Genomic DNA, 11,981 nt, shown 5'->3' on the forward strand with positions numbered 1-11,981 from the left:
TAATTTTGCCAAGGAGGGCTATCATGTTTAGTACATTTGCGATTGTCATTACCCTATTATTACTCATGTTTTTTGCTTATCGCGGTTATTCTGTGCTGATATTAGCACCGATTATGGCGACTTTAGCAGTATTCTTATCAGGAGATTTTTTAAGCAGTATCCCAGCGTATACCGATGTTTTTATGGGCGCGTTAAGTGGGTTTTTACTTAAGTTCTTCCCTATTTTCTTATTGGGCGCATTGTTTGGGCGTTTAATGGCGGACTCTGGTGCGGCAACCGCGATTGCCAGTACCGTCGTCGAAAAGCTCGGTGCCAGCAAAGCCATTCTCGCGGTGATCTTGGTCTGTGGAATTTTGACTTACGGCGGGGTATCACTGTTTGTGGTGGCTTTTGCCATTTATCCTATTGCCAAGGACTTGTTCAGAGCTGCCGATATCCCAAAACGTTTGATTCCAGCAGCGATTGCTCTAGGATCATTTACGTTTACGATGACTGCACTGCCAGGCACGCCAGCCATTCAGAATGCTATTCCAATTCCTTACTACAACACCAACGTATTTGCCGCCCCTATTTTGGGTATTATCGGTGGTACGATTATGTTTATTTGTGGTTGGATGTGGTTACAATCACGCGCCAGAAAAGCCAATGCAGCGGGCGAAGGCTATGGTCAGCATGATGAAGAGGATGTGGGCGGGCTTGGTGCAGACACACAGGAAGCTGAAGCATTAAATACGCATCACACCTCGTTTACCATTGCAATGATTCCACTCGTATTGGTTATTGGCTTAAACGCTATATTGACCTATATGGTTTTCCCATCGATAGATTTCAGTAGTCTACAAACTCAATTCCCAGACTTGAATGTCGCAGGCTCGCTTGGGTTATGGTCAATTATTATCTCGTTGGTCGTCGCTTGTGTAGTATTAATTCTGCTCCGCATCGGACACTGGAATAATCTGCAAAAAACCATTAACCGTGGTACTTATGACTCGATGTTGCCTATTTTTAACACGGCATCAGAAGTGGGTTACGGCGCGGTTATCGCATCACTAGCAGGCTTCCTTATCATTCGTGATAGCATCCTGAACTTAAACCCTGACAACCCTCTGATCTCAGAAGCGGTCGCGATGACTACGCTTGCTGGTATCACAGGTTCATCGTCTGGCGGCTTAAGTATTGCGCTATCTACATTGGGTGAAGACTATCTAAGAATGGCCGTCAATGCGGGTATCGACCCTGAGCTGATGCACCGCGTAGCTGTTATGGCGGCAGGTGGTCTTGATACGCTTCCGCACAGTGGCGCGGTCATCACCTTGCTAGCGATTTGTGGTCTGACCCATAAGCAATCTTATTTAAATTTGGCGATGGTTACGATGGTTATTCCATTGGTCGCTGTGGTTGCTGTTATTATCTTAGGGACGATGTTTGGTTCATTCTAAGGTAGATTATCGCTTAGCCATTTATTGTGACTAACCACTGGTATCTAAACGAATAATAGATAAATAAAAAACCCACTCGGCATACTGCTTGGTGGGTTTTTTCATGGCTGATTGATAACTAATCTATAATGACCAGATTCAATGCAAGGCTATTGTTTGTGGTTAATTAGTGCTTGCCAAATGAGAAGTAATTACCAAGGAATATCACAAATTTATTTGATTTACGGTATCATAGGCACACTTTTTGAATTTTTATTATTTTTAGAAGTTTTTAGCATTAACGATGTCGCATCGATGAGCGATGAACCGCTTGAGATGTTCGATAACTAACCCGTTTATATAAAAATATAGGTGATTTTGTGCGTGAGATTCTAGTAACCAGTGCGCTGCCCTACGCCAATGGCTATATCCATTTGGGGCATCTTGTAGAATATATTCAGACTGACATTTGGGTACGTGCGATGAAAGCGCAAGGCCATCAGGTCACCTATGTCTGCGCGGATGATGCACACGGTACGGCAATCATGCTCAAAGCAGAGGCCAATGGCGTAACACCAGAAGAGCAAATTGCCTCAGTTAAAGCCTCACATGAAGCGGATTTTTCAAAGTTCCTTATCAACTTTGATAACTACCACAGCACTCATTCAGAAGAAAACAAACAGTTCTCTGAGCTGATTTATCGTCGTCTTAATGGCGCTGGACATATCAGCACAAAAGATGTCGAGCAACTGTTTGATCCTGAAAAGCAATTATTTCTAGCCGATCGCTTTGTCAAAGGTACTTGTCCAGAATGTGATTCACCAGACCAGTACGGCGATAACTGCGAAGTATGTGGCACCACTTACGATGCAACAGATCTAAAAGATCCGCATTCAACATTGTCTAATGCAACGCCAGTACTTAAAACATCCAAGCATTATTTCTTTGATTTGCCAGAGTTTGAGCAGTTCTTACAGGACTGGACACGCAGTGAGAATCGCTTGCAAACGTCAGTCGCCAACAAACTTCAAGAATGGTTTGAGGCAGGACTTGCCAGCTGGGATATCTCACGCGATGCGCCCTACTTCGGCTTCCAAATTCCAGACACCCCAAGTGATGAGCCAGACAAATACTTTTATGTGTGGCTAGATGCGCCAGTCGGCTACATGGCAAGCTTTAAAAACCTATGTGATAAGCGTGCAGGGACAGACCAAGCGCTTGATTTTGACCGCTACTGGGCACAAGAAAACGAGCACAAAACCGAGGTTTATCACTTCATCGGCAAAGACATCGTTTACTTCCATGCCTTGTTTTGGCCAGCAATGCTAGCGGGTAGCGAATTGCGCACGCCAACAGGCGTCTTTGCCCATGGTTTCTTGATGGTCAATGGCGAAAAAATGAGTAAGTCACGCGGTACTTTTATCAAGGCCGAGACGTATGCTGAGCATTTACATCCTGAATACCTGCGTTATTATTTTGCCAGTAAACTGTCTGATAAAGTTGAAGACATCAACTTAGATTTAGAAGACTTTATGCAAAAGGTCAACTCTGACTTGGTTGGTAAAGTCGTCAATATCGCCAGTCGTAGTGCAGGATTCTTGGTTAAAAAGTACGACGGCATGTTGTCAGAAGTTTGCGTCGAGTCAGAGCTGTTAGAAGACATCACCAAAACGGGCGATGAGATTGCTGCTGCCTATGAGAATCGTGAATTCTCGCGTGCTATGCGCTCAATCATGCAATGTGCGGACAAGGCCAACGAATATATCGATGCCAAAAAACCATGGTCACTCGCGAAATTGGAGGGTACTGAGCAAGAAGTTCAAGACGTCTGCTCGGTCGCTATCAATATTTTCCGTCAATTGATGGTGTATCTCGCGCCAGTATTACCTGAATTGACCACCAATGCGAAAGAGTTTTTGAACCTTGATGATCTAAGTTTTGCCAGTCGTAATGAGTGGTTACTAGGTCATAAAATCAATAAGTTCAAACCATTAATGCAGCGTATCGAAGAAAAAGATATCGAAGCAATGGTAGAAGATTCTAAAGCATCCTTAACTCAAGCAGACGCTCCTGCTGCGACTGACAATAGTAAGCCTGCCGCAAAAGACAAAACACCTGCAACAGATGCTAATGTGGATGCTGAGCAAACTGACTATATTGGTATCGAAGACTTTGCCAAAGTCGAGATGAAAGTCGCACACGTTTTAGAGTGTAACCATGTCGAAGGTGCTGATAAGTTACTACAGTTCACGCTAGATGTTGGCGAAGACAAACCTCGTAACGTATTTAGCGGTATTCGCAAGTTTTATGAGCCTGAGCAATTGATTAATAAGAAAGTCATTTGCGTGACCAACCTTGCTCCACGCAAGATGAAATTTGGCGTATCAGAAGGTATGGTATTGTCAACTGGTGAGCCAAAGACCGGCTTAACCGTCGTTACCTTGCCGGATGCTTGTGTTGTTGGTGACGTGCTGGCATAACGGTTATGTTTAACATTAAAAAATAAAAAAAAAGATGCCACTAGGGCATCTTTTTTTATGGTTGATTTGTCAAATTCATGAAAACCAAACCTGATACTTATCTACTCAAAATATCGATAATCTGCAACGTATCATTAATCACCGTCACAATGTTGTTTTCTGGCGTACGAATACGAACGTAACGGTCATCATAACGGTCTAAAACGACAGAACGGTCATAATCCCTTCTATCTATCTTGCCGACTACTCTATAACCGTATCTATCAAGATCACGCTTAAATGAAGCATTTGGGCTAGCATTGCGATAGGCGTTAATACTTGGGTGGGCATTGCCGCTATGCTTGTAGTTTTTACTGACATGGGCAGAGTTACCTTTGTTATTACCATGTCCATTACCGTGCCCGTTTCCATGACCATCTTTTGCCATAGCAGGCAATCCAATCAAAGAAGTAGCAGTGATACTGGCGATGGTTAATAATTTAAGATTAGCAGTGTTCATAATATTATCCTTAAAATGGTCATTCGAAAAATTAGATAAATAATAGCGTCTGTTTCATATCCACTATGTCAGCACAATGTCATCAAAATGACTGGATTATCCTTAGACCCATCATGTTTCTCGTATGAAAATTAGCTTACGTTAATTATGAAGTGAGTACGTAATAGATGCGTTGCTAGGATGTAAGCCTTTTGCATATGGTTTGAGCAAACAAAAGTACCCTAGTGGCATCTGTTATATTTAGATTTACATAAGAGCTTCAATGCATCACGCGTCTTAATAAGATAAAAAGAAGTGATGATTTTTTTATTATCCATCACCATGACCGCTACACATTAATTTCTTATTGCGATAACTTACATTACTGTCATAATATGAACATAATAATCGATGGAACGATTACTTTATTTAATTGTTAGCCTGCTATTTCAGCATCAACATAGCATTGACTTGGCTAATCTGCATTCTTCAATATCATGGTAAAAAACCAAAGCACACCAAACAGATGAGCAAAATGACTACTATATAAATTAGTAGTCTCAGTCAGTCTGGCGGTATCTATTTGGTTTTTGCGATTGATATAACCTATGAGTTAACCTAATAATGACTATCGCTTCTACTCTACGCTTAAGCCTATATGGCGTTGCTCTTAGTGCCATTAGCACACTTGGACTAATCGGCTGCTCAAACTCCTCTACCGAGACCGCAGCGACTGCTGAAAATAGCACGGCTACAGACAAACCTGCCAAATCTATTGCCATTACTCAAATCGTTGAGCATCCATCATTAGATGATATGCGTCGCGGTATTATTGATGAGTTGGCTGATAACGGCTATGTCGAAGGTCAAAACCTAACTGTTAACTTTCAAAGTGCGCAAGGTAACACAGCGACTGCAGGACAGATTGCCAAGCAATTTGCAGGAGACAATCCTGATGCGATCGTAGCAATCTCAACGCCTTCTGCGCAGTCAGTGGTAGCCGCGACCACCACTATCCCTATTATCTACACCGCTGTATCAGATCCGCTAGGTGCCAAGCTCATTACGGCAGATGGCAAGCCTTTTCAAAGCAACTTGACTGGACTATCAAGCCAATTACCACTAGAGCCGCAGTTGGATTTGTTGCAGCAGATAAAACCCGACTTAAAGACCATCGGTTATGTCTATAGCCCAGGTGAAGCAAACTCAGTGTCATTGCGTGAGAACCTAAAACAAGCTCTGCCAGCACGAGGTCTGTCACTATTAGACATTCCTGCCAATCGTCCAACGGATATCGGTATGGCGACGCGCAGTTTGCAAGGACGTGCAGATATTATCTATACCTCATTTGACAACAATGTTGCTTCTGCCTTTGAGGCCATGACTCAAGCAGCAAATGAGCTCAAGTTACCGATTATCGCGTCTGATGAATTCAGTGTAAAACGCGGCGCGACTGCTGCGCTTGGTGTTAATGACTATGATTTTGGTCGTACCACTGGCAAGATGGTATATCGCGTGTTAAATGGCGAAGCGGTCAACACCATCAAACCTGAAGTCATGAATGATCTGACCTTATATGTCAGTCCTAAGCACGCCAAAACACAAGGTGTCAGCTTGCCAGCAGAGTTACTAAAAAACGCCATCAATGTTGATATTGATGCCGAAACCAAATAAAAAGTAGTAAGCTATCTATTAGCTCGTCAATTATTTATATAGTGTACGGACACACTATTATTTTAGGAGTAAGACCCATGTTGTCTCAAAATCGTTTTGGTCGTTTTAATTTCGGTAAGGCTTTATTATTAGGCGGTGTATGTACTGCTATCTTGACTGGTTGCAACCAATCAGCACAAGATGATGGCTCTACGGATGCTGCCGCTAGTGGTGATGCAGCGACAGCTATGAAGACCGTTGCTATTACCGCTATCGTCGAACATCCAGCGCTTGATGATGTACGTAAAGGTGTCATCGACGAGCTAAACGAAGCAGGATTTAAAGACGGTGAAAATCTAACGGTTAACTTCCAAAGCGCACAAGGAAACACTGCTACTGCTGGTCAGATTGCCAAGCAATTTGTCGCTGATGCACCAGACGTTATCGTCGCTATTGCAACACCATCTGCGCAGTCTGTTGCTGCTTCTACTAGCAGTATTCCATTGGTATTCTCAGCAGTTACTGACCCAGTAGCAGCCAAACTGGTACCTAAGCTAGATGGATCTGGCACCAACGTTACAGGTGCATCAGATGCCCTACCGTATGAGCCACAGATTGATTTGATGCATCAAATCATTCCATCATTAAAGAACGTCGGTTATGTCTATAGCCCAGGTGAAGTCAACTCAACGATTATCTTAAAAAATCTAAAAGAGAAGCTAACACCACTAGGTATCAATGTATTAGAAGCGCCTGCACAGCGTAGTAACGACATCGCGATGGCAGCGCGTAGTCTCGAAGGTAAGGTCGATATGATCTACACTTCAACTGACAACAACGTGGTATCAGCGTACGAGTCACTTTATCAAATCGCTAAACAAAGTAAAATCCCTCTAATTGCCTCGGACACTAGCTCAGTTGAACGCGGTGCTGTTGCTGCTCTAGGCGTGAACTACTATGAGCTTGGCCGCGAAACTGGTAAAATTGTCGTACGTATCTTAAACGGTGAAAAAGCAGGTGCTATCCCAGTTTACACTCCACAAGCGCTTGATCTATACGTCAGTCCAAAACATGCTAAAGAAGAAGGCATCACATTGCCACAAGCGGTTATCGATAAAGCTAAAGAAGTGGTAGAATAACGCACCTTTGTATTTGGCTCACAATAGCAGGTATAAATAAGATAGCGACACTACTTAATACTGTGTTGCATACCTTAAAGTATACGGCTACTGATTAAATAAGAAACCCAGCTATGAGTCATTAGGCTGGGCTTCTTGTCTAAACAGAGTCTTTTTTTGCAAGCGTGTTTGATAGTGCTGTATTTGTCTGACAATTTATCTGATACTTGTTAAGTAGAGGATATGTTGATTGATTACATTGCAGTTCCTTAAACCATCGCTTCAAACGAAGGTAGCTTATGATCGCTGTTAATCGTGATATGTTTTGGTTTACCCTAACCGCAGATTGCTTAATCTGTTAAATTCACCGCTTAGCTGTTTAGCAGATAGATGATTTTGGCAATTGCCATTTACTTATCTTGGTACCATACGCTAGACACTTGGTTATGACTTACTGATCTCTTATGTCTTTAATTGCTTTTTTTGGTGCGCTTGAAAGTGGTCTGATTTATGGCCTAGTAGCACTCGGTGTGCTTATCTCATTTCGTACGCTCGACTTTCCAGATTTGACCGCTGACGGTAGTTTTCCGTTAGGTGGCGCAGTCGCTGGTATTTCTATCATCGCTGGCATCAACCCGTGGTTGGCCTGTGCTTTTGGGATGTTAGCAGGTTCAGTCGCTGGTATCGTCACGGCATGGCTACATGTCAAACTTGGCATCTTGCAGCTGCTTGCCAGTATTTTGGTCATGGTTGCCTTATATTCTGTCAACCTACGTATCATGGGCGCGCCAAACCTACCTCTTCTTGGCGAAACCACAGTGTTTAGCACCTTGGTGACCGATGGTAATGGTTATTGGATGCGCTGCCTAATTATTGGTGTTGTTGTCGCAGCTGCCATGTTATTTTTGAACTGGTTCTATAGTACTGAGACAGGTCTGTCGATGCGTGCTACTGGCTCAAACCTAAGAATGGCACAGGCGCAAGGTATCAATACCTCGTGGATGACTATCATCGGTATGGCGATTTCTAACGGTTTGATTGCCTTAGCGGGAGCACTGTTTGTCCAGACTCAGGGCGGCGCAGATATCTCAATTGGTATCGGTACGATTGTTATCGGTCTAGCAGCAGTCATCATCGGTGAGACGATCATTCCTGCCAAGCGTATTTGGCTGATCACCTTTGCCGTTGTTGTCGGCGCGGTATTGTACAAACTGTTTATTCAGGTCGCACTATCAAGCGATACGCTACGTAGTATCGGCTTTGGTCCACAGGATTTGAACTTGATTACTGCACTGCTCGTGGTACTAGCCTTGGTATTGCCAAAAGCGAAAACCAAGTTTTTATCACGCAAGGTTCGCGCCTAATGACAGTCAAAGCAAGTATTGATAATACTTGTGACGCTTGAAGAGATAATAAGGAATAACGATTATGATGCAAGCCACCGATTTACGGTTGACCTTTAACCCAGGCACGCCTATCGAAAACCCTGCCCTACGTGGTATCAGCTTAAACATTGCTGATGGTGAATTTGTCACTGTCATCGGTACTAATGGCGCAGGTAAATCTACTTTTTTGAACGCGGTAAGCGGTACGACGCGTGTCGATAGTGGCTCAATCTTGCTCAATGGCATTGATGTAACTAAGAAATCTGCTCATCAACGCGCGCATTGGGTTGCTCGCGTCTTTCAGGATCCGATGGCGGGCACTTGTGAAGCGCTCACGATTGAAGAAAATATGGCTTTGGCCTACAAACGTGGTGGTAATCGCGGTCTGAAATTTGCACTGAACCAGAACAACCGTGATTTGTTCCGAGAAAAACTATCCGTTTTAAAATTAGGTTTAGAAAATCGTCTAACCGATCGTATGGGTCTGCTCTCTGGTGGTCAACGTCAGGCAGTAAGTTTGCTAATGGCATCATTGCAGCCCTCTAAGATTTTGCTGCTTGATGAGCATACTGCAGCTCTCGATCCTAAGACTGCGGCATTTGTCTTAGAATTGACTGATAAGATTGTCACGGACAATAAGCTAACCACGATGATGGTTACCCACTCAATGCAACAAGCGTTGGCACATGGTACACGCACCGTTATGCTGCATCAGGGTCAAGTCGTGTTGGATGTGGCTGGCGACATTCGTAAAGGTATGACCGTACATGATTTGCTCGATATGTTCGAGCAAACACGTGGCGAAAAAGTTGAAGATGACAGTTTGATTTTGAGCTAAGTTTTTGAGCTAATGCTGTCCATGACTTACGACTTGTAAGTTGGTACCTGTCGGATATAACCATTTCCGATAACTTCAAAGACCTTCAAGAGAATTGATTTTTCTTGGAGGTTTTTTGTTATCTATAGTTAATGATCATATGAACTTTTCACTGACCATTATATAGTTGTCGTCTATCAAAGCTTCGCTGTTGTCATCTATCTATGAGGTCTGTCATGCGCAAAATTCCTATTTATTCCCACCCTGCTGCTGGTTGGCCTGCGCTGATCTCATCTACCCAAAAGCTAATGGACTATAAGACATTTTTGCGTGGCGGTATAAGTGTATTTAAAAGCAATCAGCCACAAGGCGGATTTGACTGCCCAGGCTGTGCTTGGCCTGACCATAAGTCACACAAAGCCATTGATGTCTGTGAGAACGGTATTAAAGTCATTGCCAGTGAGACCATGACCCACAAAGCAGATGCCGAGTTTTTTGCAAGACATACTGTCACTGAACTACAGGGCTGGACTGGTTACGAGCTTGAGCATAGTGGTCGTTTATCAGAGCCAATGTATTACGATGCGGCGCAAGATCGCTATGTTCCTATCCCTTGGGAAGCTGCTTATAGACTGATCGCTGAGCAGTTAGGACAGCTAGATTCACCGGATGAGGCATTATTTTATACATCAGGCCGTGTGACTAATGAGCCTGCCTTCTTATTTCAGTTATTCGTACGCTGCTTTGGTACCAATAATTTGCCTGATTGCTCAAATATGTGTCACGAGCCAACCTCAGTAATGCTAAGCAGACAGCTAGGTATTGGTAAAGCGACAGTGATGCTAGAAGATTTTGAGCAAGCCAAGCTGATATTGATGTTTGGGCAAAACCCAGCGACTAACCATCCACGTATGCTAGAGATGCTCGCCCATGCGCATGAGCAAGGCTGTCGAATCATCTCAATCAACCCGATGCGTGAGCAAGGCCTGAGTAAATTTAGGAATCCGCAAAAACCAACGCACATGGCAGCCGGTCAAAGTGCTGACATGGTCGATGACGTTATTCAAATTCAAATCGGGGGTGATGCAGCGCTATTGACAGGCATTGCCAAATGGCTGATCGAAAACGATAAAATCAATCATGAGTTTATTACCACTCATACTTCAGGATTTGAACCTATAAAACAGTGGCTAACAGAGCAATCATGGGCAGACATCACGCTTGGCTGCGGTATTTCTCAGACAGATATTGTCAATCTCGCTGAGCTAGTGGCTGATAGTCCAGCAACGATTTGCACTTGGGGCATGGGCATTACTCAGCACGTGCAGGGCGATGACAATGTCGCGATGATTACCAACTTGCTCCTGCTGATGGGCATGATTGGTATTGATGGCGCAGGTGCCTCTCCAGTACGTGGACACTCCAACGTACAGGGTGATCGTACCATGGGTATCCATGAGCGCCCTAGCAAAAGCTTACTAGACAGTTTAGAGCGTGTGTTTAAGCACCCTATGCCACAAGAGCATGGCTACGATGTCGTCACAGGTGCCAAGGCTCTTATCGCTGGCAAATTAAAAGTCTTTATGGGTATGGGTGGTAACTACGCAGTGGCTGCCCCTGATACCAGCGCCATTGAGCAAGCCTTAACCACTACTCAGCTTAATATATTTGTCGGCACTAAGCTCAATGAGACTATGCTATACCCAGGTGCTAATAATTTGATCCTGCCCTGCCTAGGTCGTACCGAACGCATTGTCACCACAAAGGGTGAGCAATTTGCCACTATCGAAGACTCAATGTGTCAGATCGTACCAACTCAGGGCAAGCTCAAACCTGTTAGCGACACTTTAAAATCTGAAGCGCAAATCGTAGCGGATATTGCGACCCATGTACTCAGCGTCGACACGTCTATTCCTTGGCTGGCGATGAGTGAAGATTTCGATATTATTCGAGACTATATCGCTCAAGCGATTAATGGATTTGAAGACTTTAATCAGCGTATTCGCACCTCTGAGCGTGGCTTTCATTTGTATCATGCGGCGCGTCAGCGTGTATGGAATACCGAGAGCGGCAAAGCTCAGTTTGAAGTACCACAATATCCGATTACTTTTGTCGCCGCACAAATGGCAGCCGCAAACGATATCGATGATGTTGAAAATACAGCGCAAAAGGTTTGGCAATTGACCAGTGTCCGCAGCCATGATCAATTCAACACTATGATTTTTGGGTTTAAAGACCGCTATCGTCAAACGGATCGCCGTGACGTGCTGTTCATGCATCCCGATGAAATAGGTCGTTTAGGTTGGCAAAAAGGTGACCGTGTTATGGTCACTCGCCAGCGTGCTAAAGATAGCCTAGAGCAACCACGCGTATTAGGCCCATTGGTATTGAGCGAGATGGATATTGCCTCTAACGCTGTTGCTGCTTATTACCCTGAGTGCAATGACCTCTTTGATTTAGATACACATGCGCCAGATTCTCATATCCCAGCGTACAAATCGACCACTGTCATTTTAGAGCGCGTAGAGGCAAATACATCGATCGCTACGCCTGCGTAAATCATACTGCGGAGAGCCAATAATAATATTTTCATTGGCTCTCCCTCTAGATGACCATAAGCACGCTCATAATT

The 11,981-nt window shown here is 44.0% G+C and carries 8 protein-coding genes; 7 read left to right on the plus strand and 1 reads right to left on the minus strand.

All coding sequences use genetic code 11. The annotated features are described in order from the left end of the window. Positions 1-23 precede the first annotated feature (23 nt). Together CXF61_RS02655 and metG are read left to right on the plus strand one after the other, a co-directional pair. The gene (locus CXF61_RS02655; RefSeq protein ID WP_165597060.1) at positions 24-1,439 is read left to right on the plus strand and encodes a GntP family permease; all 1,416 of its coding nucleotides are present in this window, start codon (positions 24-26) and stop codon (positions 1,437-1,439) included. A 359-nt stretch (positions 1,440-1,798) separates the two neighbouring features. Next, positions 1,799-3,898, plus strand: coding sequence for a methionine--tRNA ligase (gene metG, locus CXF61_RS02660; RefSeq protein WP_165597061.1), 2,100 nt, complete (start codon positions 1,799-1,801; stop codon positions 3,896-3,898). 97 nt (positions 3,899-3,995) lie between these two features. Here metG and CXF61_RS02665 read toward each other — a convergent pair whose 3' ends face one another. After that, positions 3,996-4,397 (minus strand): hypothetical protein, encoded by a 402-nt coding sequence (locus CXF61_RS02665; RefSeq protein ID WP_165597062.1) that lies wholly within the window; start codon positions 4,395-4,397, stop codon positions 3,996-3,998. A 603-nt stretch (positions 4,398-5,000) separates the two neighbouring features. Between CXF61_RS02665 and CXF61_RS02670 the strand changes: the two genes are divergently transcribed. The 5 genes from CXF61_RS02670 to CXF61_RS02690 all read left to right on the plus strand — a co-directional run bounded on the left by CXF61_RS02670 (position 5,001) and on the right by CXF61_RS02690 (position 11,907). After that, complete coding sequence (locus CXF61_RS02670; protein WP_102094939.1) at positions 5,001-6,050, plus strand: ABC transporter substrate-binding protein; 1,050 nt, start codon at positions 5,001-5,003, stop codon at positions 6,048-6,050. 77 nt (positions 6,051-6,127) lie between these two features. Continuing rightward, positions 6,128-7,168: an ABC transporter substrate-binding protein gene (locus CXF61_RS02675; RefSeq protein WP_165597063.1), complete on the plus strand. Its 1,041-nt coding sequence runs from the start codon at positions 6,128-6,130 to the stop codon at positions 7,166-7,168. A 443-nt stretch (positions 7,169-7,611) separates the two neighbouring features. Next, positions 7,612-8,511, plus strand: a complete 900-nt coding sequence (locus CXF61_RS02680) for an ABC transporter permease (protein WP_101204314.1) — start codon at positions 7,612-7,614, stop codon at positions 8,509-8,511. 64 nt (positions 8,512-8,575) lie between these two features. Then, on the plus strand, positions 8,576-9,370 hold the full coding sequence (locus tag CXF61_RS02685; RefSeq protein ID WP_057759272.1) for an ABC transporter ATP-binding protein: 795 nt from the start codon (positions 8,576-8,578) through the stop codon (positions 9,368-9,370). Positions 9,371-9,585: 215 nt separating this feature from the next. After that, positions 9,586-11,907 carry an FdhF/YdeP family oxidoreductase gene (locus CXF61_RS02690; RefSeq protein WP_165597064.1) on the plus strand — a complete coding sequence of 774 codons (2,322 nt, stop codon included), beginning with the start codon at positions 9,586-9,588 and terminating at the stop codon, positions 11,905-11,907. Positions 11,908-11,981 lie beyond the last annotated feature (74 nt).

It is taken from the genome of Psychrobacter sp. 4Dc, from assembly GCF_002836715.1.
In the GTDB taxonomy this organism is placed as follows: Bacteria; Pseudomonadota; Gammaproteobacteria; order Pseudomonadales; family Moraxellaceae; genus Psychrobacter.

What these genes read in the sequence shown, in the direction of transcription:
- CXF61_RS02655 (WP_165597060.1), top strand. Translation starts at nt 24, where the DNA reads ATGTTTAGTACATTTGCGATTGTCATTACCCTATTATTACTCATGTTT.
- CXF61_RS02665 (WP_165597062.1), bottom strand. Translation starts at nt 4,397, where the DNA reads ATGAACACTGCTAATCTTAAATTATTAACCATCGCCAGTATCACTGCT.
- CXF61_RS02670 (WP_102094939.1), top strand. Translation starts at nt 5,001, where the DNA reads ATGACTATCGCTTCTACTCTACGCTTAAGCCTATATGGCGTTGCTCTT.
- CXF61_RS02675 (WP_165597063.1), top strand. Translation starts at nt 6,128, where the DNA reads ATGTTGTCTCAAAATCGTTTTGGTCGTTTTAATTTCGGTAAGGCTTTA.
- CXF61_RS02680 (WP_101204314.1), top strand. Translation starts at nt 7,612, where the DNA reads ATGTCTTTAATTGCTTTTTTTGGTGCGCTTGAAAGTGGTCTGATTTAT.
- CXF61_RS02685 (WP_057759272.1), top strand. Translation starts at nt 8,576, where the DNA reads ATGATGCAAGCCACCGATTTACGGTTGACCTTTAACCCAGGCACGCCT.
- CXF61_RS02690 (WP_165597064.1), top strand. Translation starts at nt 9,586, where the DNA reads ATGCGCAAAATTCCTATTTATTCCCACCCTGCTGCTGGTTGGCCTGCG.